Origin of the sequence: Heyndrickxia acidicola (assembly GCF_001636425.1) — a bacterium.
Classification (GTDB): Bacteria; Bacillota; Bacilli; order Bacillales; family Bacillaceae_C; genus Bacillus_AE; species Bacillus_AE acidicola.
Map to the genome: position 1 here is coordinate 4,116,825 of NZ_KV440953.1, position 26,659 is coordinate 4,143,483.

Genomic DNA, 26,659 nt, shown 5'->3' on the forward strand with positions numbered 1-26,659 from the left:
ATTCACGAGGAGGAGGTCTTCCTGATGGAAAAGACGATTCCAAAACGGTTAAAGCCCATGATTGAACTGCTGCCGGGCAGCCGCAGTAAGGACCCAATTCATGCAGCGGACAACATGATTTACAGCCATACCATTAAACTGCCGCCTCATCGAGCGGTAAAATATGAGAGCGGAATAGCCTGGAACGGAGGGGAATCGCGGAGCTTTCAGCGCTTGCTCCATGGCCATACCTTTCTGGGCTGCTTGACGGAAGCATACAGGCAGACGGGGAATCCTGTTTATGTCACGAAAGGCATGGATTTTATCAGGGATTGGATTGATCAGCATCCATTTGGAGAAAGCCGGCATTTAATGGCTTATCATGATGAAACAACGGCCCTTAGGCTGATGTACTGGATCCAGTTTCATCTTTTTTCATATCAGGAGCTTTCCAAGGAGGATAAAGACTGCCTGGAAGATGCGATGCAAATGACGGCAAGCCTTCTGAGCGAGGATGATTTTCACTCTAGCGGCACGAATCACGGCATGTTTCAGGACATCGCCCTGCTCGCTTACGCCGTTTCATTTCTCGAATCCCATCCACAGTGCAGGGGTTGGATTCCGCTCGCCATAAGAAGGCTTACCCGGTATTTTGGGTCTATTTTTACCACAGAGGGTGTCCATAAGGAGCACTCTCCTTCTTATCATTATGAAGTGGCCATGAATGTGAAAAAGCTGGCTGTTTGGCTGCTGGAGCTGGATCCTCCATCCGCAAAAATATTTCAGTCCATTTATGAAAAAACGGAACGGTATGGGACAGCCATTCTTCTTCCTGACGGCTCGCTGCCTTCAATTGGTGATACAGCGCCCCAAAAAATCATCGGGAGCCTCTATGAGGGGGTATATGAAACCCCTATGCACCGGTATGCCATAACGGCAGGCAGGGAGGGTGAGCTGCCAACAGAAACCGATATGGTGTTTCCTGAATCAGGCTACGCGGTTTTCCGGGACAGCTGGTCAAAGAAGGAAGCAGGCACCTATGTGCTGTTTTCAGCCGCATACCATACCAGCTATCATAAGCACAGTGATGACCTTAGCATCTATGTTTATTCGGACGGCGACATTCTGACAGAGGCCGGACCGAACGGCTATAACTACAAGGATGAGTACACTCAGTATGCTTATTCTTCCGCTGCTCATAATACCCTCTTGGTGGACGGGAAGGGGCTGCCGCGGGTAGATGGAAAGCATAGCAGCGTGTATATGGACAGCTGCCAGATCAGCCAGGAAGCATCAGAGGCGGCCGGTGTAAATGAGCGCTATGACGGAGTGCGTCATGAACGGAAGGTGGTTTATAACAAACAGGAGAATTGTCTTTCGATCCGGGACAAGATGGTGTCAGATGAAGAGCATCAATATAAGCTTCTTTGGCATCTTGCTCCTGATTTAAAGGTATATGCCCATGACCGGATCATTGAATGCTTTCGCCATAACAGGAAAGTAGCGGAAATCGAATTTTCCTCTGATATTTCTTTTATCACGAGAACTATAAATGGAAAAGAACGGCCGGAGATTCAGGGGTGGATGTTCCCGGAAATGGAATCGAAAAGAAAAGCGGAAGTCGTAGAGTTGGAGGTAAGCGGCAGAACGGCCGAGTGCTTGACGGAGATTCGGTTAACATCGTTCCGCATTAATCGGGATAAGGAGCCTCTCCTGAAAGAGGAGTCACATTTTAAAAGTACGCGCGATCTAAACTATACCTTTGTTCCGGCAGAAGATGCTTCGCTCCGTGAACAGCTGATTGTTGTTTTTTCGGCTATTAACCATCCTTACCGGTTTACCTATAATTATATGAAAACCCTTGATGGTATCGGAGCCAATAAGCTTTTCATTCTTGATGATTTTGGAAGCCAGGGAGCCTATTATATTGGAAAAAACAAAGACTATTCCATTGAAACGTCTGTTGCTGCACTGATTCATTACATCATGGCAAAGCATGGCATCCTTCATAAAAATGTCATCATGGCGGGATCCTCCAAGGGCGGATTTGCTGCACTTTATTTCGGCATTAAATACAGTGCGGGCGCTGTGATTGCCGGAGGACCGCAAAGCCGGCTGGGTACCTATTTAGTGGATGAGTCAAAGCAGACCGATATCGCTGAATATATAGCGGGAGGAAGCGGAAATTCCGATGGCTTGTTTTTAAATCGGCTGATGGAAGCGGTTCTGGAGCAGCCTGCTGATGTATCGTCTGCCATTCATCTTTATGTGGGATCAAAGGATGACCATTTCAGAAATCATGTGCTTCCGCTGTACGAGGTGTTGAAGAACAAAGGCTTTCAGGCGAGCTTAAAGGTAGAGGAAGAAATCAACCATGCAGATTTAAAGGTTTATTTTCCATTCTATCTCAAACAAACGATCAGCAGGATCCTGGAGATTCCTTTTGAAGGAAAAATGCCGCCACTTATTCAAAGCGTTGTGCTGAAACAGGAGGGTGATCAGCTAATTGTTGCATGCGAGGCAAAAGGAGAGGGCCTTCAGTATGCCTTTTATGTGTATAAGGACGATGATCCTGCAGAAAAGTTTTTTTACCAGGAGGAGCCTGAATTTCATTATCAAGCAAAGCAAGCAGGAGCTTATATGATTCGTGTGCACGTAAAAAATGCGGAGGGACAGCAGCTGTCCAGAAGCTCAAACCGGGTGATAATCGATAGGGTGGAAGAGGGAGAAGCGGCGAAGACATAAGAGGAATTTCTTTGATAGAGCTGTATGCGCACTGAAAAAAGCCAGCTGAGTGAAGCTGGCTTTTTTTAAGATTGTTTTAGCATAAATGGTGGCTGTTCATAGATGGACAAATCCATACCAGGCATCTTTTTGAACATTATTTAAACGGCTGCCTATTGAACTTGGTGGTTTATCGAAGGAACACAGTTTACGAGTTTAACATTCGTGCAGGGTTTTATGCTGCGAGTGTTTCACCGGCGGTTTGCCTGGCTCGCGCTGTGGTTCAATGTCTTCATTTCTATTTTGTTTTTTCTTCTGTTCTATTGAATCATTTTTGAGTCTATCATTGACATCCATGGTGGCACCTCCTCTGTGGTGAATACTTTTGGAAGTATTTTTAAAATACCCGTTACCCATTACAGCCAAACATAAAGAAAAAAGTTGTCATTGAATTTTCAATATCCAAGTATCGAACTTGAAAATTGGAATAATAGTGGTTTTTGTTCTGTTGATTGGAATAAGCAAGAATTCTGCGGGACAAGCAGGCAAACGTAGACCTCGAAAGCGTAATGAACGCCGAGGAAGCTCGCTGTCTTCCCTGCGAAAAGCGGGTGTCTGGAGCAAAAATCAATAGCCAATCCTACGTTCAATCTATAGCAGGGCAGAACAGTAGATTTTCTCATCCTATTATGAAGATGGAGCGGCTGAAATGAAAAGCCTTGTCTGCTAACAGTTAATTCCTTAAATTACCACCGTAAATAGAGGGAATTTATCGAATTTTTGTGTTTTAGTCCAAGGCCATCGGGTAAATAGAAAGTGTAAGGCCAATACCAGTAGGAAGGGACCTGATAAAACGTGAATGTTTTAAGATCATCTCCAACCAAAGTATTCGGCACTGCGCTAGAAGGAGGATTTGTCTCTATGACAAAAGGGACCCTTTCGCGGAACCGATATATTCATAGAGAAGGAATGAATCCGCGCAAATCTTTCTCCAAGAATCCGACATAGCCGGATTGAAAAAAAGCGTAACCCAAGGGGGCTGCGCTTTTTTTCTATGTAATCAAAGATAACAGGCAGCGAAATCAGCCCCGGGATGCGGCAGGTTCTACAAACACAATCATCTGAATAAACAGACTTAAATTTTTCGAAGGTGCCTATCACTTTTCCTTCTATGATCAGCTGCAGAAAGTGTGTCAGAAAAGAGAAGAGATAAGAGGATTGTTAGAATACAATGACGTCATCTAAAGATTCTAAAAAGTTAGATTACATCTATCCTAATGATCCTCTTTTGATGTAACATATAGGTAATAGGTAGGGGTTACCTGTATTCTTATAAAAAGGGGTACTTGATTATGGAAGGCAACCACGCAGGTAATAAGTTGGCAGGAACTAGAACTGGAAAAAGGATCATTCATGCAGCTGAATGCCGCTCTCCCATTGGTGTAGAGCAGGCTGATAGAGCTTGCTATTTGCTTGACCGGAATTGGCGGTTTACCTTTGTCAATCAAATAGCCGAAGACTTGCTAAGAAGAAAGCAACAGGATTTAATAGGTGAAATGATATGGGATGAGTTTCCAAATGCATTTCGGTCCACCTTCTATTTTGAATACCATAAAGTGATGGGACAAAAAATAAAGGTACAATTTCAAGAATATTATTTTCCACTGGACAAATGGTTTGAGGTAAATGCCAGCCCTTACAAAGAGGGTATAAAAGTGGAATTTTGGGATATTAGCAATGATAAAAACAAGCTGCCACTTGGCTTTTTTAAAAATCAAAATCTATTTGAGCAGCATCCGGATGCTTTGTATCTTATTGATAAAAATGGACGATATTTATCGGTAAACAATGGGTTTGAAAAACATACCGGCTACTCGAAGAATGAAGCCCAAGAGATGTCCATTTCATCGCTGGCCGCACAGGAGGATTGGCCAAAAGTAAGGTACCATTTTTCTGAAGCCTTAAAGGGAAACGCCCAATCCTATGAGGTTCCTATTCTAACGAAGCAGAAGGAAAAACGCTATATGAGTATAACCAATGCACCCATTATAGAAAATGATGAGGTTGTGTGGATCTTTGGCATTGCCAAGGATATTACCGAAAGGATTTGCAAGCAGAAGAAAATACGGGAGCAAAAGGAATTATATCAGCTTTTAATGCGAAACTCTCAGGATATCATTTCAAGCTGTACGCCAGAAGGAATCTGCACCTATATTTCGCCTGCTGTAGAAAGGCTGTTAGGGTATAAGCCTGCAGAAATTATCGATACGCTGATTTTTAATTATTATCATCCCGAAGACATTGTTTATTTGCATTGGGGCAAGAGGGATGTTGACGTGGCAAAGGTAAGGATCCGTAATAAAAGAGGCGTTTATATATGGATTGAATTGAGCATAAAGGCCATTCGCAATCAGGATGGGAGAATAGAAAAAGTGATGGGAATCGGCCGCGATATCAGTGCAAGACTTCAATCAGAAGCAATGATTCTTAAGTCTGAAAAGCTTGCAATGGCGGGACAGCTTGCAGCGGGGGTTGCACACGAAATACGGAACCCCCTTACTGCGGTAAAAGGCTTTTTACAGATTATGCAGGCTGGAAATCCCTTGAAGCGGGAATATTTAGATGTCATGTACTCGGAAATTGAGAGGATTGAAGGCATCATCAGCGAGCTTTTACTGCTAGCCAAGCCTAATTGCACCACATTCAGCCATAAAAATATTCATGGCATTCTCAGCCAGGTGACCAGGCTGATGGAAACGGAGGCTCTGAAGGAGAAAGTGCTGATTACAAAGCTTTTCAGTGAGGAAGATTTCATCATTCATTGTGAAGAAAATCAAATTAAACAGGTGTTTATCAATCTGATCAAAAACTCGATTGAAGCGATGCCTTCAGGCGGTGTGATAAAAATAGAAACAAAGCGGAAAGGGTCGGAAGCGGTCATTGTTCTTTCTGATACAGGCCAGGGAATCCCGCAGGAGCTCCTTCCTCAGATCGGCCAGCTTTTCTTTACAAGCAAAGAGAAAGGAACCGGCCTGGGACTTGCGGTATCCTATAATATCATTGAGAACCATCAGGGGGAAATTGAAATAGAAAGCATACTGAATAAGGGGACAACCTTCACCATCACTCTTCCGTTGATAGAATAATAAAATAGGCAGTGCTGCCCCGAAACTCAGCCGCAGAAGCTGAAGACCTTGGGCGGTGCTGCCTTTTTAAAGATAATCACTTTAACCAATTAAAGCACAAAAGGGGTCTGACCCCTTTTATGCTTTAAAGTAAAAAAGTCATGATTGGCTTTCATGCACCGATATCCCAAATGGCGGAAAAATGGCTCGGCACTATGGCTTTTTGTTTATACAGATGTGCTTTTATGTCATAATGGGAATAGATTAATAGGATGAAAGAAAGGGTTTAATCGGGTGATCGGAGGCGTTACTTGTCCATGTATATCGTAGATTCAATAGTAGAGGTACCAGAAGAAAAGGCTGATGAGCTGATTTCCATTTATCAAAAGCGCTCGAGGCTAGTGGATGAATATAAAGGATTTGTTTCCTTTCAGCTGCTTCAAAATGAAGTGAGGCCGGGACAATTAACCGTGCATATGTGCTGGGAGACGAAAGATGATTATCTTCAATGGGTTCGAAGCCAGGATTTTAAAAGGGTCCATGAGCTGGAAAAAAATTACCCTGACCAGGAGCTTGCGAGTATCCGCCCGACAGTTAAGCGTTATAAGGTGGTGGCACAATGACGCCAGAGCAAACCAGCGCCATGATAAAAAAAGTGGTGGAAGGCATTTTTAATGATTTCCCTGAGGTTCTTGAACGCTATGGCGAAACAGGAAAGAAGCGGACATGGGAAGACAATGAACACCACTTTAAGCACTTGGAAACGGCTTTATATATGAATGATCAAAAGTTTTTTACCGATTATGCCTTATGGCTGAATAATATTTTAACCAAAAGGGGAATGAAAACCTCTCTCCTTATTGATAACTTTGAAAGAATTGAGCAGGAAATCAAGGAGGAGAACATTCAGAAAAAGGATGAGTACCTCCAGCTGCTTGAACTGGCTATACATTCTTTACAGGAACAGGCTGAATTACAGTGAGGTGACAACAATGGAGCAAATGGATTCATTTGTAAGATCCCTTCTCTCCGGTGACCAGGAGCTGGCATGGAACATTGTACTGGACGAAAGCAATAATGGAAAGACCAGCCTAGAAATTTATGAAGACTTAGTTACCATTGGTATGCGGAAAATTGGCGAGATGTGGGAAAATAATGTGATATCCGTTGCAGATGAACACCTTGCAACAAGTACATGTGAATATGTCCTTTCCCGCTACCGCTATCATAAGGAAAATAGCTTCAAACCAAAGGATGGCCGCCGGAAAGCCCTCTTTCTTTGTGTGGAAAATGAACAGCACTCGATTGGCTTGAAGCTGGTATCATTGCTGTTTGAGGAGCATGGATGGGAAAGCAGGATGCTTGGCGCAAACCTTCCGAAAGAATATGCCATAAAAATGGCAGGGGAATGGCAGCCGGATGTCATTGGGCTTTCCATCACGATTGCTTACCATACTTCCACACTTAACAGCTACATCGAAACGCTGGAAAACATGCCTGCAAAGCCAACTGTCATGCTGGGTGGGAGATTGACGCCAACGATGAATTTTTCTGCATTGTGTTCACCGAAAACACAAATCCTCCCTACTCTCGATACAGTGGATGAATGGCTTGTCAGGCTTCAGAGCGAGGAGAATGTGAATGCCATCAGGTAAGGTATTTCCCTATCCTTATTTTGAAATTACTCCTTCATTCGACGTAGTAGGATGTTCAATTGCTGCAGATTTGCTTTTTGGACAGCTATCAAATTTTCGGGACATTGTAAATGAAGGAAGTATGAAAAAAGCAGAATCTCTCTTAAAGGATGTTCATCACAGCAAGGAAGTGGAGCTGGTCTTAAAAACGGTTCAGGCACCTTTTGCACTGTTCAATTGTTCCGTTACGTGGGAAAAAGAAACGGGCCACCTGGTTTGTATTCAGCAGGACCAGCGGATCAAAAATCTGGAAGGGCTTGTTCAAAAGCACCACGAACGGCTGGCAACCACCAACTTTGAACTCTTGGAAAAGAAGGAAGAGGTTGAAAAGGCATATAGCAAGATCAAAGAATTATCGATCCCTTATATTACATTAACAGACCGGAGTGCTCTTATCCCCATCTACGGAGAATTGGACCACTCTCTTTTAAAAGAAAGATCGGAAGAACTGATGAGCAGAGTGTATGAGTCTGAATGTGATAAAATCTTTTTCGATTTTAATGCTGTTTCAACCGTCACAGAAAGAGGAATCAGTTCCTTCACAAAATTAGTCCAGATGCTGACACTTATGGGCAATCAAATTTTCATCATCAGCATTAAACCTGAGCATGCAGTTTATATAAATAATTATGAGCTTGAAGACAAAATCATCTATGAATCTAATTTAAGAGAGGTCTTGAAAAAGCGCCTCTAATATGCGCCATTCTATTCAATCTGGTGGAAAGCAGACTGGCATGCTTAGATTATAAATTTCATTTGGAAAAGTACGGCTGAAAATTGGCCGTGCTTTTTTTAGGTTTTGTTACACTTGTTTATTGATGCGGGCGCTCGCTTTCAGCAGGATTCTCGAATTAATGCTCTGTTCATCCTGCTGGTTGATTTCCGCGGAAGGCACTCGCTTTCCGCGGGGCGGAAGGGAAGCCTCCTCGTCGCTGCGCTCCTGCGGGGTCTCCCTGTACACGCTGATCCCGCAGGAGTCTCGCGCCTTCCGCTTCAATCAGCATGGATATCATTCAACTTTAGGCTTTTACTCAAATTTGCATAACGCCCTGATCATCCTGCCGGTTGATTTCCGCTGAAGGCACTCGCTTTCCGCGGGGCGGAAGGGAAGCCTCCTCGTCGCTACGCTCCTGCGGGGTCTCCCTGTACACGCTGATCCCGCAGGAGTCTCGCGCCTTCCGCTGCGATCAACTTGGATATCGTTCAACTTTAGGCTTTTACTCAAATTTGCATAACGCTCTGTTCGTCCTGCCGGTTGATTTCTGCTGAAGGCACTCGCTTTCCGCGGGGCGGAAGGGAAGCCTCCTCGTCGCTACGCTCCTGCGGGGTCTCCCTGTACACGCTGATCCCGCAGGAGTCTCGCGCCTTCCGCTGCGATCAACTTGGATATCGTTCAACTTTAGGCTTTTACTCAAATTTGCATAATGCCTTGATCATCCTGCAGGTCTCCTCCCTATGATAGTCAACATCCATCCGTAAATCTACGAAGTTTGTCTGCTGCTGATTCCTTCTTTTTTCCGACAATTTTTTAAAAAAAGTTAACAGAAACTTAAACATTCAGCAGTAAGATGGTAGCAAGCCTATTTAGAACCCATTTCTAAAAGGATAAGTCTCCACATAATGAATTATACATATGTTAAGAATATGTAAAGGAAACTTGTTTAGACATGTCGAATAATGGGAATAGACCTGAGATATGTTGGAATATGCCAAGGAGGAGAAAGAAATGAGCCAAGGAAATCACAATCACTCAGAACTATTTAAACAGGCACTGTCTGCTGCCTATCAAAAAGGAAACGAAATGGTTGAAATTTCGCCGATGGAGCTGATGATGGAGCTGTCGGAGCTGTTAAAGCCTTTGGTTCAGACGGCTGCTGCAGAAGGGACCGACATGTAACGAAACGAGGGAGGCAGCGGCCCGGTTTATTTTGCATGGGGAAAATTTGTGTGCATTCTAAAAGTTGTCTGCAGTCTTTTGATAAATCGAAGAAGATGACGTGAACGACATCATATAGATTTATGCATTGTACGATTTGAAAACAGTCTTTATAAAAAAACTCTTCCAAAATGATAAGTGGAAGAGCTTGTCTGCTATATTCTTTTTAAAGAGATGGCCTCTCTTATTTTCTGTAGAGAAGTATGGCCGGCTTCGCTTCTTTTTGCCATTACATTTACGTAAAGAGCATCTATTAAACTTAACTGGGCAATTCTTGAAGAAAGAGCCTCAGAGCGGTAATCGGTTTCTTGTGCGACGGTAAAGAGAGCAATGTCAACCTTTTGGCTTAAAGGTGATTTGGCAAGATTGGTAATCCCAAGCGATTTTGCCCCATTGCGCTGGGCTACCTTTAACACATCAAGGGTATCTTTATTGGAACCTGAATGAGATATTACGACCGCAACGTCCTCTTCTGTAAGCTGAGAAGCCGACATCACCTGAAAATGGGAATCTGTATACGCCCCTGAAAGGATCCCGGTCCGAAGAAATTTGTGATGCGCATCCATTGCGATCATTCCGGATCCCCCGTTCCCGTAAAATTCCACCTTACGAGCACTCATCAGCAGGTCTACTGCTTCTTCAAATCTATTTTCATTAAACGCAAAAAGTGTATCCTCCAAGGTTCTCATATTGGCTTTAAAGACCTTTTCAGCGATCTCTCTTTCAGTATCGCCCGTCTGAATCGTTTCATGGATATCTTTAATAGGAGCAACCACTTCGGATGCCAGGGCAATTTTCATCGCTTGAAAACCGTTATAACCTAAGCGCTTACAAAAACGAAAAACAGTTGCATCCGCAACACGCAAATCGTCCGCGACCTGATTGATGGTACTGTGTATAATATTTTCAGGTTTTTCCAATATATAATTTGCAATCTTTTTTTCCTTCACACTCATCGTTGTATACAAGGAACGAATACGCGGAAGACAAGGGAATGATTGAAGGGATTTTCCCATAATTATCACCTTCTCTTTTACTTGTTCTCCCTATTGTAATACATCCCGGCAGATAAAAAAATATTTTTTGTAAACGTTTACGATAATAAAAAATATTTTATTTATTTGTAAACGCTTAATGGGTAATGGAAACAGAGTTTAAAGGGATTACATTAAAAGCAAAAGTGAGCATACTACAAACATATTCCTTGAAATAAAAAAAATTTATTTTAAAATAGTTTCTGGATGAAAAAATATTTCATAAGATACAATTGTAAGCGGTAAAACTTTTTTGGAATCAAGAAAATGCTGCAGTCCGGTATTCTGACATGCATATATTGGAATTCTACTAAAGAGAAATAGCCTGCTTTTTTGAGAGACAAGCCGTTTAATGGGCTGGGTCTGTTAAATTTCACTTTTCTGACCTTTTTAAGAGAAAACAGCGATGGACACATCATTAAAAGAAAGGGTTTCTGGCGGCCAGTCTTGTGCTGAAAACTCCAATGGCAGACAGAAATGAAAGCCCTTTTGTTCAATTTTATGAATAGTGCTATAGTATAAAAGGAAATCAATTCGAGGTGATAATAAATGGCACAGTCGCGTTATATGATGGGCGTTGATATAGGAACGACAAGTACGAAAGCCGTGCTTTTTTCAAAAAAAGGAGAAGTTATTACGACTTCTTCAAAAGGGTATCCTCTTCACAGTCCAACCCCTTCTATTGCAGAACAGGATCCGGATGAAATTTATAAGGCGGTCATACTGGCAGTTGGGGAAGTCATGTTAACAAGCGGGATTAAAAAAGACGAGCTTGGTCTTGTATCTTTCAGTTCAGCTATGCACAGTGTGATTGCAGTCGATGCTGATGGAAATCCATTGACAAAGAGTATTACATGGGCAGACAATCGGAGCGTGAAATATGCGGAAGAGCTCAAGGCTACGAAAAAAGGACAGGAGCTGTACAGAAGAACGGGGACTCCGATCCATCCAATGTCTCCTATTTCTAAATTAATTTGGCTTCAAAATGAGCATAAGGATATTGTAGAAAAAACGCATAAATTTATCGGCATTAAGGAATATGTCTTCTTTAAATTGTTCGGGGAATACATCATGGATTACTCTCTTGCATCGGCTACGGGCATGCTCGAGCTTGAAACATTGAAGTGGGACAAAGAAGCCCTTGAAATTGCCAATATAAGTGAAGATAAGCTTCCTGAGCTTGTACCGACAACACATGTCATGAAAAACCTTAACGAAGAGCATGCATCTGCAATGAACATTTCTCCTGGGACACCGTTTATTATTGGTGCGAGTGACGGGGTTCTTTCCAATCTTGGGTTAAATGCGATCCAGCCGGGTGTTCTTGCTGTGACAATTGGGACAAGCGGTGCGATCCGTACAGTCAGTGACCGTCCAATAACGGATCCGAAGGGCAGAACTTTCTGTTATGCCTTAACGGAGAAGCATTGGGTCATCGGCGGACCTGTGAACAATGGGGGAATTACCTTCCAATGGGCCCGTGATCAATTTGGACAGGTGGAAACCTACAAAGCTAAAACAGAAGACAAAGACGCATACGAGCTGTTGACGGAACTCGCTGAAAAAATTGCACCAGGCTCCGATGGTTTGATTTTCCATCCATATATGGCTGGCGAGCGTGCACCATTATGGAATGCTGATGCTAGAGGTTCTTTCTTCGGGCTGGCTCTTCATCATACTCGCGCCCATATGGTGCGAGCAGTACTCGAAGGCGTTATGTATAACCTCTACAGTGTCTTGTTAGCACTGCAGGAGCTAATTGGTCAGCCTAAAAAAATTCAGGCAAGCGGCGGATTTGTCCGTTCTAAGCTATGGAGGCAGATTATGGCCGATGTCTTTAACTCACAGGTCCATATTCCAGAAAGCTACGAGAGCTCCAGCCTTGGGGCAGCGGTGCTTGGATTATTGGCACTTGGCGAGATTGACAGCATCGATGCAGTAGCGGATATGGTCGGCTCTACAAACGAGCTTAAGCCGATTCCTGAAAATGTGGAGGTCTACGAAGAGCTAATGTCTATCTTCCTATCCATTGCACGTAAAATGGAGGAGGATTACCACAGGATTTCAGAATATCAGCGCAAGCACTTAGAAGCGTAGACAGGGACCCCCTGCTGCGCTTTTTTCTGTTCGGCATACTTTTTTTATTGGACGCCAATGATAAGGAAAAGGTCCTTGGGTTTTTTGATCATAAGGGGTTTCTTTTTAAGAAGCAAAGTGAAAATAAGAGAAGAAGGATTATTACGACTTAATAAGGTGAAGAGGTTGATGAAATGACGCGTATCTACATAGTCCGTCATGGACAGACGGAATGGAATGCAAACGGGAACAAATACTGCGGTATATCCGATATTGAATTATCTGAAACGGGAAAAAGGCAAGCGCTGAAGGTGGCATCGGTTCTAAAGGACGTTGAATTTTCCGCAGCTTATTCTTCCTCACTTGGCAGGGCTCATGAAACGGCATCGATCATCGCAAAAGAGCATGGTCTCACGGTTACCCCGGACCCGAGAATTGCCGAAATGAACTATGGTACCTGGGAAGGGAAGCGCAGGGAAGAATTTATACATGAGTGGGCCGACTGGCTTGAAGATCCCGGCAGCAGAAAAGCAGGGGGGACAGGAGAAACCTCCCAGCAGGTGTTTGACCGCTACAACGACTTTATTCAGGAAGTGGCAGAGAAGCACAGGGATGAAACGATTCTCGTGGTAGCTCACAGTATGGCAAACCGTGTGTTTATTGCGGGAACCCTTGAAATGCCTTATCGCAACTACGGAAGGCTGCAGCAGGACAATACTGGTATTACCGTCTATCAAAAGGACGAAAACACAAACAGATTCATTACCATAAACCTCAACACGCATGTTCAGTAAAGCGGGAAAGGGGTCAGACCCCTTTCGTGCTTTAAACCGTAAAAGGGGTCTGACCCTTTTTGTGCACTACCACGTTAAGTTGGTAAAGGTTTTGTGCGTTGGATGGATTTTACAATAATTTAACAATGTCTTAACTTTTGGCCAATATTTTATCGATAAGATGAAAATAATAGCAGCGGGCATGTTCCCCTTTCCAATATTTACAATGTGGCATGCCTGCTGCTCTTTTTATATTTAGAGTCCATACAAACAATAGACACTTCAATCCACTTCAATCCAAATAAAAAAGCTGCATTCCAGTTGTTTTTAGGTTAAAATCAACCGCTGGAATGCAGCTTTTATTTTATATCTTCAACGGATCCCCTGTTGTACATGGATAAGAAAGTATAAAAAAGCTAATTTGCTGCCTTTAGGGTTAACAGCACCGCTTCTGTGAGGATTTGAATACCCGAGAACATCGCGTTCCGGTCAAACGTCATGTTAGGGTGATGAAGCCCTGGCTCCAGCCCGCATCCCAGCCCCAGCATGGTGGTTTTTAAATGAGGACGTTTTAAAGGATAAAAATGAAAATCCTCCCCGCCGGTTGTCCTGAGCGGTTCGTCCAGTTTATCTTTACCGAGCACCTTCGTAATCGCTTCTGCCATAATATTTCTCGCTTCACTATTTAAAGTAGCCGCAGCAAGGCTTTCCGGAATATTCAATTCGATTTTCACTTTATAAAACTCCGCTACTGACTCAACCGCCAGCTTGACTTTATCAATGAGGGTCTTCATCACATCATTCGTTTGAGCCCGCAAATCGAGGCTGAAGGTAGCCTGGCCCGGAATAATATTGGAATTTTCTCCTCCTGCATGAAGCGAAGTCATTTTTACAGAATGAGGAATCATCGGATCAATATGAATATAAGCCAGCTCATGGATCAGTGTACTAGCTACTTCGATTGAATTGGTGCCAAGATGGGGCCGGGCGCCATGGGCATCTTCCCCAATGATTTTCCCGCTGATTGATTGGCTGGCACCGTGGAGGATTGCAGGTGCAGCTCGTCCGTTCGCTGTCTCCTGAATCGGGCGGACATGCACACCGTAAAGGAAATCAATATCATCAGCGACTCCTCGCTTAATCATTTCAAGCGCGCCTTTTCCTATTTCTTCAGCAGGCTGAAAAATGAACCGGAGAGTGCCCTTTGGCAGTTCAGCCTTTTTACTGAGCAGCATAGCGGTTCCTAATGCCATGGACATATGAGCATCATGGCCGCAGGAGTGGTTAGCCCGAAAATCGCCATCTACTCTTTGCCACAAGGCATCCATATCTGCACGTAATCCAACCACAGGCTTACCTTCTCCAATCTCAGCAATAACGCCAGGACAATCATCAAAAGTTTGAACACGGCATCCCAGGGATGTTAATTGTTCCTTGAGATATTGAGTGGTGCCAAATTCTTTCATGCTTACTTCAGCGTGGGTATGAAGATACTCAAAAATATTCATAATTTCTTCTTTAAATTCTGGTGATAACATCTCCATATAAAAATCCTTTCTGTAACCATCAATGGGAGCAATAGGCTCCATGGTGAAATTCATTTTTCGATAAGGCTGTTTTCGCATAGATTGTTGCTTTTCTCAAAAGTATTACATTCGTGTAAAGTGAGTCTTCGTGGCATCTTTTCGTAAGCAATTCACAGGTTTACTACAGAGCCTGTGAATTTCATTATTTTTTTGTGTTTAAATTGCAACAAAGTTTACGAAAATCGCCTTTGATAAAGCAAGCTTTTTGTGCAGTATTTTTGTCATAGGCCGTTCTTTTAATCCGTTTTCCAGGCGTTCTTTTTTAAAATTTCCGACATTAAGGAATAACCATGAATGAATAGTTTATATGCTTTTTATCCGGGGAAGAAGTTGAATAAAAAGAATTTTCATGGATAGAAGCCTTATTGGAACGGAGGTACTCATAAGTATGATCATAATGTATTATCCGGACAAATGGAAGTAATTGCCGAATTAAGTTAGGAAACGGTATCCTTCTTCATGAAACGATATGTGTTTTTGGCTTATTAATATGTGTATGTAAGGAATAAGAAAAAATCTACACCATTTCCAATGTATTTCAAAACATAGAAAAATAATTTCACGGCCGTTTTACAAGGTATCCGTTGTTAAAAGAGGACAAGGAATGGCTGATGCTGATCCTTTGTCGAGGCTTGTTATTTCCTGGGGAATCTTTAAAAAGGGTACGCTATGGCCAGCAAGCAGTACGTTCTCCTCTATAATCCCAAAAATTTAATGCACTAAAGCACAAAAGGGGTCAGACCCCTTTTGTGCTTTAAAGTACTGAAGATTCCGTAAAGAGCTTGCACATTTCTTCACAAAATGCAGATAAAAGAATAATATTTTCATGAAGTTTTTATTTTGTTGTAGTAGGATATAAGGTGAAGTGAAACCTTTCACTGCTCCAAACGTCTATAAGATTGGCATTCTATCTTATTGACAAACTTTAAAATGATAAGGGAGAAGAGAAGATGGTAAAGCGGATTTTCGCAATAGGGCTAGCCCTAGTTTTAACAGTAGGTTTTTCGTTAAATAGTGTTGTAAAAGCATCAAGCAATGATTCAAGCGGGAGCATTAACGAGCAATTCGGCGATCCGATTGCTGTATTTGGAGATAGCCTGACACCTGACCAAAAGGAAGAGACCAAAACGCTTCTTGGGATTACGGACAGCACACAGACAAAAGAGGTAACCGTAACCGGTGCGGACATTGTGAAATATATTAATGGAGATCCTAATTCACATCTGTATTCATCTGCAATCATTACGAGAAAAGATGCTGGATCAGGGCTTAACATCAAAATTGTTACACCTGATAACATTACAGAGGTTACCGAACAAATGTATGCAAATGCTCTTTTAACAGCTGGTATTAAAGATGCTGATGTCGAAGTGGCCTCCCCGATAAAGGTAAGCGGACATTCCGCTTTAACCGGGATTTACAAGGCCTACGACACATCCGGAGGATCGCTGAATACAGCCCGTACGGATGTGGCCAACCAGGAATTAAACCTGGCTACAAATCTTTCAAAACAGGATGGTATAAGCCAGGACAAGGTCAATCAGCTATTGACGCAAATTAAACAGGAAATGGCTAATCAAAAGCCGGCAACGAAGCAGGATGTAGCCAATATTGTAGATGACAAGCTTAATTCGCTTCAAATTCAATTAAGTCCAAAAGACAGACAGCTTTTGATTGATCTCTTTAATCAAATGAGAAAGCTTAACATCAATTTTGGAGATGTGGAAAAGCAGCTGAGTGATCTTACGCACGGGTTTGGACAAAAGCTGAAAAACACGGTGGAGGACAAAGGATTCTGGCAAAAGGTAGCAAACTTTTTTAGCCAGCTGTTCGATTCCATCGGCAACTTTTTCGCAAGTTTATCTAAGTAAATGAAAAGACCAGGGGTTTATCACTCCTGGTCTTTTTACATGATTTTTTTTGCACCTTAAGATTCAATCCGTTTTGGTTTCAAATCAGCATCGGGCTCTCAGAGAGACATTGATTAGCGTTCTGGTCATCCTGCTGGTTTATTTTCGCTCAGGGTGCTCCAATCACCAGTAGGTCAAAATGAAAATAAGCTTTAAAACAGAGTATTAAAAGCAACAAGGTTTACGAAGTGATTCTTTCCTATCTTGGATGTACGTTTCACGCTGTACCATGCAATATGGTAAAATAAAAGCTCAATCTGCCTGCAATCTTTCGATGAGGATAACGAGGTGAGGGAAATATGTGCGGCCGTTTTACATTGCATGCGAGCCCTGAAGAGCTGCTGGAATATTTTAATATCCTAAGCATGGACGACCTGGAGCTTTCATACCGGTATAATATTGCACCCGGCCAGGATATCCTTTCCATTGTACAAGGGAAGGAAGGGAACAGGGTGGGACTTTTAAAATGGGGACTGGTTCCTTCATGGGCTAAGGATTCGAAAATAGGCTATAACATGATAAATGCCAGAGCGGAAAGCATACATGAGAAACCAAGCTTTAAACGCCTGATAAAAAGGCGCAGGTGCATCATTGCTGCAGATGGTTTTTATGAATGGAAAAAAGAAGGAAACCAAAAACAGCCTTATTATATAAGAATGAAAAATCAGCGTCTATTTGGCTTCGCTGGTCTTTGGGATCGATGGGAGCATGAAGGCAAAGTCCTCACCACCTGTACGATTATTACAACCACTCCCAATAAGCTTATGGAAAGCATTCATGATCGGATGCCGGTCATTCTGACAAAGGAAGCGCAGTCCATTTGGCTAAACCGTGCTGTCGAAGAAGAGGCAACTCTGCAGCCGCTGCTGACTCCCTATGACTCAGAAGAGATGGAGGCAGTTCCAGTCTCTACCCGCGTAAATTATGCAAAAATCGATTCAGCTGACCTTATTCAGCCTATTGCCCCATAAAAGAAACTGTTTCACGTGAAAAAAAGATAAAATAAAGTCAAAGAAGGTTACAAAATGAAAAAATCACTTTTCTGGGGGAGTATGGCAGTCTTATTGTGCATCATCATTTTTCTGTTCACTGCATCTCCATCCTCTACGGGCACCCATACACAAAACGTGATCGAGAAAATAACGGGTGTAAAGGCAGCAGAGGCACATACACTGAATTTCCTCATCCGAAAGCTGACCCACTTAAGTATTTTGGGATTACTAGCAGTATGTTTAACACTGTCCTTTACCAAAAATCCCTATTATAATGCATGGATTTTAACAACCATCTATGCAGCAACCGATGAGTACCACCAATCCTTTATGCCGGGAAGAACTTCTTCCTATTATGATGTACTGCTGGATTCCTGCGGTGCCATTGTGGCCATTTTAATAGTCCGCCTGGTGAGAGCGAAAAGAAGGAAAAGATAAAACAGGAGAACGGAAGTCGCTTTCTATTACAAAGAGGAATAACCATGGAGTCTCTCGCGTGTTGCAGAAATCAACAGGCAAGATGAATCTTAAAAATGAGCTCAGTTTATACTGAACCTATAGCCTTAACGAATCCTGAAGTTCAACAATCCCCTAATTAGGAGACATCCAGAACTTTTCTTTTGTTTTACCATTCCTTTACTCATCCAAATGTTTAACTTATTGGTATAGTTTGTTATTTAGAAGGACTTTATTTTTTACATGAACTGCCCATAAGCAAGAAAAAGCTGCCGAAAACATCAGCCAGACCTTGTTTTTCCTCCTTTACTTGAGAGTAATAATGCCTTCGGTAAATTCACTATGTTATTTATGAATTTATAGCCAATGAATGAAGCGGATGGTTAGCTGAACATGATAAAATGAATGTGAAAGCCCTTTTTTAAATGAAGGGTTTGCCAATTTAAGGAGGGAATGGGATGTTTGTATCAGTAAATGATTTCTTAAACGAATGGAAACAAGAAGCAGATGCTACCCAAAAAGTGCTGGATGTGCTGACGGATGAGTCTTTGAATCAGGAGGTTTCTCCGGGATTATACAGCATTGGAAGTCTGGCATGGCACATTGCCGGGGCAGCTTATTACTTTCCTTCGCAGGTTGGAGTAACATTTGAAGTTCCCGATCTTCAAAAAGAGTCACCGAAATCAGCTGCTGAAATCAGCGAAACTTACAAAACAGTAAGTCAACGGCTAGCACAAGCATTTTCTGAACAGGTTTCAGATGAAAAAATGAACGAAATGGTGAATCTATTTGGAATGAATATGCCAGTTCAAGCTGTTTTCCGCCTGTTAATTCAACATCAGGCTCATCATCGCGGGCAATTGACTGTCCTTATGAGACAAGCTAACTTAAAAGTTCCTGGGATCTATGGACCCAGCAAAGAAGAAAGGGAAGCAATGAATGCTCAAAAGAGCTAATAACATGATGATACCAAAAAGCCGGCTCCTGCCGGTTTTTTTATCACCTCAATTTTTGTACGTTAATCTGCTGTAAGCTTTCTCTTTTCTGGAGAGATCGTGTTACAACGGATGCCTGCTGAAATCAGCAGCTCCTAAGGGAGGATGAGGGAGTCCACAATAAGGAAATCAACATTAAGTCTCATATTTATAGTCGTGAGCAGATGAAATTGGGACTTAAAAAATCTTGCTAATTAAACAATATTAAAATCTAACAATCCTCTATTAGACCAACGGCAAATGAGTTCAAATAGAGAGGGCTGTCTGAGCGTATTGTTATAAATTGATGGTGAAGTATACATAAAAGGTAAAACGCCGAACTTGGAAAAAAAGAGAGAAATAGCTTAAAGTCATACATAGTTGTTATATGACTGAAAGGTGAAGAATTTTTTAAAGAAGAGGGGACATTTGAAAATGACTAATTCCGAAAAAAATTTAAGGATTTGTAACAAAGGACACAAATATTATAAAAGTACGGATTGTCCAACCTGTCCAATTTGTGAGCAAGAGCGTAAACCTGAACATGGATTTCTTTCACTACTCTCTGCACCTGCAAGACGGGCTTTAGAAAACAATGGAATAACTTCTTTACAAAAGCTATCAACATTTAGTGAAAAAGAGATTTTGCAATTTCATGGTATGGGACCCGCTTCTTTACCTAAGCTTAGGTCTGCTTTAAAGGAAATGGGATTAGCCTTCAGAAACTAAATACAAGAAAAAGTACTATTGTCCTCCAGGAATATTTTTGACTACTGGAAAAATAGTGTATCTCACAGAATTAGAGCTATGTTTACTGGATAATGAGCTATTTTACAATTTTTATATAAGAAACTTCCCGGTTATTCATTTACTAATAGAACATTTCATTCTTAAGAAAAACACTGGAGCGGTTTTTTCTTCGTTATTTGATGTTCGTTTTGCTTACTTTTTCGAGTTTTGTCTATTCTACTAAACCAGCGTTAACAAACTTTTTTATTCTTACGGTTATAGGGTGTTTTGGTTTCAATATCATGCAGTATTTATTCTCTCCCATAGTAAAAATCTATCATCGCCTCGCCCATTTAAAATGACAAGAAATGATATAATCCATGATCCATTTAACCTTCGCTTCCCCGAATGTAACTGCCCTAATTGGGTAAACTAAATACGAATAATGTTTAATTCGGGAGGTAAGTTCATGGAGCAAGATAAGCATGTTTGGAATGATGTCTTAAAAACGGTTAAAAAACTTGACCCCAAAGACCTGGAAGTGATTAAAGCGACTCTTCCAGTGGTACAGCAGCACGGTGAAGAAATTACCAAACGTTTCTATCATCGTCTGTTCGAAACGCATCCCGAGCTAAAGAATATTTTTAATATGACACACCAAATTACGGGCCATCAGCCAAGAGCATTGGCAAACGCCATCTATGCTGCTGCTGCGAATATTGAAGACATGAGCGCGATTATGCCAGCCTTGGAACGGATCGGACAAAAACATAGAAGCCTCCAAATACTTCCGGAACATTACCCGATTGTGGGTGAGAATTTACTAGCAGCTATTAAAGATATATTAGGAGACGCAGCTACGGATGAAATTCTTTCTGCATGGGCAAATGCTTATGAAGTAATTTCCGATGTTTTTATTCGGATGGAAGACACTTTATATAAGACTGCTATTAATCAACCAGGCGGGTGGGCTGGCTTCAAAGACTTTATTATTGATAAGAAAGTGAAAGAAAGCGATGTTATTACTTCGTTTTATCTTAAACCAAAGGATGGAAAAGAGCTTCCTTCTTTTTACCCTGGTCAATATTTAACGGTTAAAATTGATATTAAAGAGGAGCAGTATAATCATCTTCGCCAGTATAGTCTTTCTGACCGTCCACGAAAGAATTATTACAGGATTAGTGTTAAAAGGGAAGACTCTCCGACACCTGCGTTGCCAGCAGGGGTGGTATCAACAGATTTACATAAACTGTATAACGAAGGAGATACGCTACCTGTTTCCGTTCCATCAGGCGATTTCTTTTTGGACCTGAAAAGCACTGCGCCTGTGGTTTTAATAAGTGGTGGAGTGGGTTTAACTCCTATGATGAGCATGTTAAATACTCTAATTGATGAATATCCAGAACGAGAAGTAACGTTCATTCATGCTGCGAGAAATAGCAGTGTACAAGCATTTAGAGAATATATCAGAGATGCAGACAACAAGAATGAAAATGTAAAGTCCTATTTCATCTATGAACAGCCTTCAGAAGAAGATAAAAATCAAAAGCTCTTTGATAAAGCAGGCTATATTGATAAGGAATGGTTACAGCAGATCCTGCCTGCCACAGAAGCTCAATTTTATTTTTGCGGACCTACTACCTTTATGAAAGTAGTCAATAAAGCTTTAAAAGAATTAGGCATTTCGGAAGAAAGGATTCACTATGAGTTTTTTGGCTCCTTTGGAAATTTGGACGACGAGCTTTAATCATTGTTATGGTAAATAGTAGAGAGAGCCGAAAAGCGCATCTCTCTTCCTTCATTCTCGAATAAAAAAATATAGCTCTTGTGCGTACCCATTAAGCGACAATTTTATCATCTTGAAAAAGCTTTATTTTAACATGGAAATCTACTATACGATTTGTTTATCAAAATGTGAGGCAGAACAGCAGTGTCCCCTTAAAAATTGGTACACATTTTCTTATTTCCACAAAACCCTTTATACCAATAAAAAAATGAGTGCCAAATTGTATATGAATTTGACACTCATTTTAATTTTTAATGGGTTCGAAAAAATATGGATGACTCTTTGTCTTGGCTGTTCTAAGGAAGCAGGCTATTTAAAAATCCGAACAACCCTCCAGATGAACTCTGACTGGAGCTGGAAGATCCGCTTTGGTTCGAGGAAGAACCGCCTGCCGGATTAGAAGAGGAGGAACCGCTGCTTGCTCCTGCACTTGTTCCCGTGTCAGCTGTCCCTGGCGGATTTGCTTTGGCATTCGTTCCACTCGATGGAGAGGAGTCGGAGCCATTGGATGTTCCGCTGGAATTGACGTTCTTTTGGTTATCGCCTGGAGAATGGTCTTTATCCGTATTATTTTTTTGGCCTTGCTGGCAGGATTGACTGCTGGTTAAGACGTGATTGCTTTTACTGTCAGTTGAATTTTTGCCGTGCTGTTTTTTGGTCTTATCCTTTTCAGTTGGTTGGCTTGGTTGATTGGTTTTACATTGCTGGTCTATTTGCTTGTTGTTGGATGAATCTTCTTGAGAATATTTAGTATTAGAATTTACCTTGGCAGTTTTTGACTTATTTTCATCAACAGAAGAGGCTGTTGCATTCGTATTGGCTTGAGGCTTTGGCTGCGTGCCGTTCGTATTTGTTTTACTGCCAGTTGAGGTATTCTTTTGCTGGACTGCCCCCTTTAAAAGCTTATCGATTAGCTGCTGGCTGTCAGCACCTGGCGTTAAGCCATTTCCCGACACGAGCTGTGTCAGTTTGTCTGCAAGAGATTTTAAAGCGTCATCACTGTCGGCTGTTGTATCTGCCGACGCATTGCTGACAAACGATACATTCAGACCATTAAGATCGGCTGTATCCGCCGTTTGTTTGTGGGCGACAAGCCGGACATTTTTCATCCCAATTTCACCGACTTTAGGGACATAAATCCCCCCGAATTCCAGTTTCGTTGCATCGACGCTCATCTGATTAAGCTCTACTGGCTGACTCGCTTTCATTTGAATGGTTACAGGTCCGGAAGGGGTGTTTAAAACCTTTGTGAGCTTAAGGCCGATAATACGTGCGTGTGTATAATGTATGCGCAGCATCAGCTGGTTTGAGCTGGAAGAGGTTTCACCGCTAACCAGCTCAGGAATTCCCATAACGCCCTCTACTGCATCCGCCTCTATGATGAATCCGTCTGTTGATGCGGGGGCTGTATCCGCGGCGCTATATTTGGGGAAATAAGTAAAAGACAAAGCCAATACCAATAAAGTGGCTATTATAAAATGTTTTTTCAGCATCCCATCACCGCTTCTTGTAATAGATAGATTGTTGTTTTTCGCAAAAGTGTTGTCCTCGTGGCACTTTTCGTCTTACGTCATTTAGGCTGCATGCTTGAACCTTATGTAGTACGAAAAGAGCCTATATGAAAAAGGCGCTTTCCTTCATGAGGATGCGCGCACTAGTGTTGACTTGCTTCGTCCAAAGCGACAGCTCCAGCTGCAACTTCTTTTAAAGAAGAGTCTGATCCGTCCGTCCCTGAATTGGATGCAGGAAGATAGATAATTTCCCTTTTCCATGCAATGGAAAGGGATCCTCCAATAATGCCTAAAAGGGTACCAATAAAAAAGCCGCCAAGTGCTCCCATAATGGAAAGGATAGAAAGAAAAATAGTGACGATCCCAAATACTATATGAAAATTTGGGAAAATGAATCCTAATACGCCAATTAAAACAATGAGCCCGCCAAAGATAAGCCCGATAACAGCAAGGTTGCCAGGTGCAAAGGCGATTTGCAGAAGCTGCAAAGGAATATACAGAATGATCAGACCAGCAAGGAGCGACAAGGTCGCCCCCCAAAATGGCCGGCTCATTCTCCAATTCTTGAAACGTTGTCTAAATGTCCGATTATGATCCATCACATCTCAACTCCCAGAGAAAGGCCTTTGTAGTTTGTTTTTGGCTGTTTTTTTTCGAAAAGCTTTAAAGCCGTACAGGGAACATCTCAACTATTTTCAAAAAGAACGGTTTACGAAGAGAGTCTTACCTTTTAACAAATTCCACCTTCATGCCAGGCAATGAAACAGCCTGCTGGAATAAGTAACTGGTATCAAGGCTGCCGTTTTTGATGGTAATCGTGTCAGACCCTTGAGTAAATTCCTTGCTGGCATTAGCGGGATTACTTAAATCCACGTTGTGCTCACTGATGTCCATATTTGTAAACTGGGCATCCCCTTGAATCAGTGCGGCTTTTTGCGTCAAGCCTGTGATATGGACTGGAGTATTGCCGCTGCCTGCTGTAATTTTTACCGTATAATTCCCCAATGGGCCAAAGCTGACATCCTTTGAAATGACGAGACCTGAAATGGTCACATCATCAATCTGGTTGACGAAGACAGGCTTGGCTGCATTATTATCGGAGTACAAGGAACCGTAAAGATGGAAGCCCTTACCGGTCATTTGATCAAAAGAAACGTTGAATTGGCCGATTCCGCTCATCGGTACATCCGCCATTACTCCATTTGCCCCAAAGCCTAATAATAGCCCTCCTAAAGCAAGCAAGCCGACAAGAAAAGAGATAAAAAAACTTTTTTTAGAGGTTTTCCCTCTGACAACCGCAATCCCCTCGTTCATCCTTTTTCCTCCCTCACCAGAAAAGAATTATGACCATAAAGCCTGTATCTTTTATTCTTCCCCCCCTTTACAGGTAAACGCTTACAAATTTATTTTATTCTCAACTATCAGAAAATTATAGTCCTGAAAATGTAGGATTTGTCCGGCAGTTACCCCCTATAAATGTCGTGTTTGTTTCGAAAGTATGGTAGGGAAGGTTAAAGGTTTTCATACATGAGTGCGTTTTGTCCCTTTTAGGGATTCACTTTTTAGAGAATAGAGAGCGGCCAATAAGACTCAGCATAGCCTTAAAAGGTGGGCTTATGGTACGATAGTAATGGTATCATCTGAAAGTGCTTACAGAATCGAACAACAATCATCCATTAGTTCGTTTATTTAAAATATATATAAATAAGGGGAGAGAATGGTGTCCTTGTCGCTGAATAGCCATATGAAGATGGTGTTGAAAAAAGGAGTGGACCTGCTGTTTGAGCATAAAGAACAAATTATCCTTGAATGCTCAGATATTTTATCCTATTTAAAAGAAACAAATAAAAAATCCGCTGAGGCCTTTGAGTTTGCCTGCCGGTTTTTTGCCGGATTTCTTGAATCGGACCAGAGTGAGGCAGATATACTGATTGAAAAGATCAAGTCTGAATACATCCAGCAATTTCAGCGGGCTCCGGAGCCTAATCTAATCATTTTTATTTTAACATTGATTGAAAATGCCGTTCACAAGGTAATTAAGTCCAATACAACAAGATCCTATCATTTGCATCCTTCTGTCCAATATTTATTTTCAAAGATTTGTGAGGGGATGCTCACCATATCTAAGCAGGAGCATTTTAATGTCGATTCGTTCTGCTCCCAGATTGTTCATTCCAAGCAATTAAAGATTGAATGGATTGCCCGCATTGAACACGTAGAAGAGGGATATCAGCTCCGCTCTGTTATTGGACTTCCTGAGGAGATTATGGATGAGGAAAGAATACGTTCAGCTAAGCCTTCCTGGTTTTTGATTACAGAAGCTCTCCTTGATTTAACTAGGACAGGGGAGGAAGAGGAGGAAACGCGAGATGTCTTTCCCGTCCCCTGGAAAAAAGAAACCCTGTTATTCTGCAGCTTTGATAAGGATGTACATTCTACTGCACCCTTTTTAACCTATGCCCTTCATCTATTACAAATGGAAGATGCGAAAGCAGCACAGGATTCAGGCGATCAATGGAAGGATGCTGTCATCCTATTCAGTGAGTGGATTATGAGATCGCAGAATTTACACGATGCCATTGAGCATATTGCATACGGTTATGCACAATACCTTCCCTTTGAACGCTGTGCTCTTTTTCAATATTCCTATACAGACGAAATGGGACACGGGCTGACCGGCTACCATTTTAATGACCATGACATCCGCTCCATCCGCGAAAATGTGGACAATATTCCATTTATTTATAAAAGCCTGAGCAAAATTCATCCGCAGAATGCCCGCATAAAAAATTTCCAGCCCATTTATATTTCAAATGCTGCCGAGGAGTTTCCGGATCAGTATGTTCGTCAATTCCAGCTTGAATCGGTCATCGTAACCCCAATTTATGTCCCTTCTGAAGGAAAGCTGATCGGTGCGGCAATTTTAGACCAGGGTCCAGGCAAGCACTTTGAAGTCGACAGCAGTACGATTACCGCTTTGCTCAAATTTGGACAAAGTGCAGGTGAGCTTTTGACAAAATTTACCCCGCGTATGGATTTGCCGCTGATGCATTTAGAAGACAGGGAGATGATCCAGCTAACGGCCCGGGAGATTGATGTTTTGGAGCTTTTGGCAGAAGGGGCTTCAACAACGGAAGCAGCAGAGCAGCTCCACCTCAGTGAATATACGGTAAGAGACTATATCTCGACAATCATGAAAAGACTCAAAGCAAGAAATCGGACAGAGGCCGCTGTCAAAGCCATTCGCATGGGATTGATCAAATAAAACAGGGCTGTTTTCGCATAACGGGCTCTGTTTTAAAGTTCAGGACTTGAAAATGTAAGCAAAAAAGTACATTAAATAACAATTAAAACACCGCCTTTGACACTCGCGG

23 protein-coding genes are annotated in these 26,659 nt (G+C 42.0%); 16 read left to right on the forward strand and 7 right to left on the reverse strand.

From position 1 onward, the window contains the following. The first annotated feature begins 24 nt into the window (after positions 1–24). On the forward strand, positions 25–2,724 hold the full coding sequence (locus A5N88_RS19145; RefSeq protein WP_066268953.1) for an accessory Sec system protein Asp2: 2,700 nt from the start codon (positions 25–27) through the stop codon (positions 2,722–2,724). Between the two features lie 195 nt (positions 2,725–2,919). On the opposite strand, the gene A5N88_RS25630 is transcribed toward A5N88_RS19145, so the two are convergent. Further along, the gene (locus A5N88_RS25630; RefSeq protein WP_198160324.1) at positions 2,920–3,060 is read right to left on the reverse strand and encodes a hypothetical protein; all 141 of its coding nucleotides are present in this window, start codon (positions 3,058–3,060) and stop codon (positions 2,920–2,922) included. A 995-nt stretch (positions 3,061–4,055) separates the two neighbouring features. Between A5N88_RS25630 and A5N88_RS19150 the strand changes: the two genes are divergently transcribed. The 5 genes from A5N88_RS19150 to A5N88_RS19170 all read left to right on the forward strand — a co-directional run bounded on the left by A5N88_RS19150 (position 4,056) and on the right by A5N88_RS19170 (position 8,216). Then, complete coding sequence (locus A5N88_RS19150) at positions 4,056–5,849, forward strand: PAS domain S-box protein (RefSeq protein WP_066268955.1); 1,794 nt, start codon at positions 4,056–4,058, stop codon at positions 5,847–5,849. Positions 5,850–6,145: 296 nt separating this feature from the next. After that, positions 6,146–6,451 (forward strand): antibiotic biosynthesis monooxygenase family protein, encoded by a 306-nt coding sequence (locus A5N88_RS19155; RefSeq protein ID WP_066270707.1) that lies wholly within the window; start codon positions 6,146–6,148, stop codon positions 6,449–6,451. Continuing rightward, positions 6,448–6,810: a hypothetical protein gene (locus A5N88_RS19160; RefSeq protein WP_066268958.1), complete on the forward strand. Its 363-nt coding sequence runs from the start codon at positions 6,448–6,450 to the stop codon at positions 6,808–6,810. The genes A5N88_RS19155 and A5N88_RS19160 overlap by 4 nt, the downstream gene beginning before the upstream one ends. Before the next feature lie 10 nt (positions 6,811–6,820). After that, positions 6,821–7,483: a cobalamin B12-binding domain-containing protein gene (locus A5N88_RS19165; protein ID WP_066268960.1), complete on the forward strand. Its 663-nt coding sequence runs from the start codon at positions 6,821–6,823 to the stop codon at positions 7,481–7,483. Further along, on the forward strand, positions 7,470–8,216 hold the full coding sequence (locus A5N88_RS19170) for an STAS domain-containing protein (protein WP_066268962.1): 747 nt from the start codon (positions 7,470–7,472) through the stop codon (positions 8,214–8,216). Before A5N88_RS19165 ends, A5N88_RS19170 begins: the two co-directional genes overlap by 14 nt. A 169-nt stretch (positions 8,217–8,385) precedes the next feature. Here the strand turns inward: A5N88_RS19170 and A5N88_RS25635 are convergent, their stop codons facing one another. Beyond that, positions 8,386–8,526, reverse strand: a complete 141-nt coding sequence (locus tag A5N88_RS25635) for a hypothetical protein (RefSeq protein ID WP_198160375.1) — start codon at positions 8,524–8,526, stop codon at positions 8,386–8,388. 722 nt (positions 8,527–9,248) lie between these two features. Here A5N88_RS25635 and A5N88_RS25120 point away from each other — a divergent pair. Continuing rightward, positions 9,249–9,419 (forward strand): YwzD family small protein, encoded by a 171-nt coding sequence (locus A5N88_RS25120; protein WP_157090730.1) that lies wholly within the window; start codon positions 9,249–9,251, stop codon positions 9,417–9,419. 194 nt (positions 9,420–9,613) lie between these two features. Here A5N88_RS25120 and A5N88_RS19175 read toward each other — a convergent pair whose 3' ends face one another. Further along, positions 9,614–10,474 (reverse strand): MurR/RpiR family transcriptional regulator, encoded by an 861-nt coding sequence (locus A5N88_RS19175; protein ID WP_066268965.1) that lies wholly within the window; start codon positions 10,472–10,474, stop codon positions 9,614–9,616. A gap of 567 nt (positions 10,475–11,041) precedes the next feature. On the opposite strand from A5N88_RS19175, the gene gntK reads away from it, so the two are divergent. Both gntK and A5N88_RS19185 read left to right on the forward strand, forming a co-directional pair. After that, positions 11,042–12,589 carry a gluconokinase gene (gene gntK, locus A5N88_RS19180; RefSeq protein ID WP_066268968.1) on the forward strand — a complete coding sequence of 516 codons (1,548 nt, stop codon included), beginning with the start codon at positions 11,042–11,044 and terminating at the stop codon, positions 12,587–12,589. Between the two features lie 173 nt (positions 12,590–12,762). Next, positions 12,763–13,362, forward strand: coding sequence for a histidine phosphatase family protein (locus A5N88_RS19185; protein ID WP_066268971.1), 600 nt, complete (start codon positions 12,763–12,765; stop codon positions 13,360–13,362). Between the two features lie 395 nt (positions 13,363–13,757). Here the strand turns inward: A5N88_RS19185 and A5N88_RS19190 are convergent, their stop codons facing one another. After that, positions 13,758–14,885, reverse strand: a complete 1,128-nt coding sequence (locus A5N88_RS19190; protein ID WP_066270709.1) for a M20 peptidase aminoacylase family protein — start codon at positions 14,883–14,885, stop codon at positions 13,758–13,760. 992 nt (positions 14,886–15,877) lie between these two features. On the opposite strand from A5N88_RS19190, the gene A5N88_RS19195 reads away from it, so the two are divergent. From A5N88_RS19195 to hmpA, 6 genes are all read left to right on the forward strand, one after another. After that, positions 15,878–16,798: a DUF1002 domain-containing protein gene (locus A5N88_RS19195; protein WP_066268973.1), complete on the forward strand. Its 921-nt coding sequence runs from the start codon at positions 15,878–15,880 to the stop codon at positions 16,796–16,798. A gap of 338 nt (positions 16,799–17,136) precedes the next feature. Beyond that, complete coding sequence (locus A5N88_RS19200; RefSeq protein WP_066268978.1) at positions 17,137–17,808, forward strand: SOS response-associated peptidase; 672 nt, start codon at positions 17,137–17,139, stop codon at positions 17,806–17,808. 54 nt (positions 17,809–17,862) lie between these two features. Beyond that, complete coding sequence (locus A5N88_RS19205; protein WP_066268980.1) at positions 17,863–18,267, forward strand: VanZ family protein; 405 nt, start codon at positions 17,863–17,865, stop codon at positions 18,265–18,267. Positions 18,268–18,743: 476 nt separating this feature from the next. Beyond that, on the forward strand, positions 18,744–19,241 hold the full coding sequence (locus A5N88_RS19210; protein WP_066268982.1) for a DinB family protein: 498 nt from the start codon (positions 18,744–18,746) through the stop codon (positions 19,239–19,241). Between the two features lie 453 nt (positions 19,242–19,694). Then, complete coding sequence (locus A5N88_RS19215; protein ID WP_066268985.1) at positions 19,695–19,988, forward strand: RNA polymerase alpha subunit C-terminal domain-containing protein; 294 nt, start codon at positions 19,695–19,697, stop codon at positions 19,986–19,988. A gap of 469 nt (positions 19,989–20,457) precedes the next feature. Continuing rightward, positions 20,458–21,735 (forward strand): NO-inducible flavohemoprotein, encoded by a 1,278-nt coding sequence (gene hmpA, locus A5N88_RS19220; RefSeq protein WP_066268987.1) that lies wholly within the window; start codon positions 20,458–20,460, stop codon positions 21,733–21,735. A gap of 335 nt (positions 21,736–22,070) precedes the next feature. On the opposite strand, the gene A5N88_RS19225 is transcribed toward hmpA, so the two are convergent. From A5N88_RS19225 to A5N88_RS19235, 3 genes are all read right to left on the reverse strand, one after another. Next, positions 22,071–23,267 (reverse strand): hypothetical protein, encoded by a 1,197-nt coding sequence (locus A5N88_RS19225; RefSeq protein WP_066268990.1) that lies wholly within the window; start codon positions 23,265–23,267, stop codon positions 22,071–22,073. A 161-nt stretch (positions 23,268–23,428) separates the two neighbouring features. Then, a complete protein-coding gene (locus tag A5N88_RS19230) occupies positions 23,429–23,884 on the reverse strand; it encodes a DUF6114 domain-containing protein (protein WP_066268992.1) in 456 nt (151 codons plus the stop codon). A gap of 124 nt (positions 23,885–24,008) precedes the next feature. Continuing rightward, complete coding sequence (locus tag A5N88_RS19235) at positions 24,009–24,599, reverse strand: DUF6230 family protein (protein WP_066268994.1); 591 nt, start codon at positions 24,597–24,599, stop codon at positions 24,009–24,011. A 406-nt stretch (positions 24,600–25,005) separates the two neighbouring features. On the opposite strand from A5N88_RS19235, the gene A5N88_RS19240 reads away from it, so the two are divergent. Continuing rightward, complete coding sequence (locus A5N88_RS19240) at positions 25,006–26,550, forward strand: response regulator transcription factor (protein WP_066268996.1); 1,545 nt, start codon at positions 25,006–25,008, stop codon at positions 26,548–26,550. The last annotated feature ends 109 nt before the right edge of the window (positions 26,551–26,659 follow it).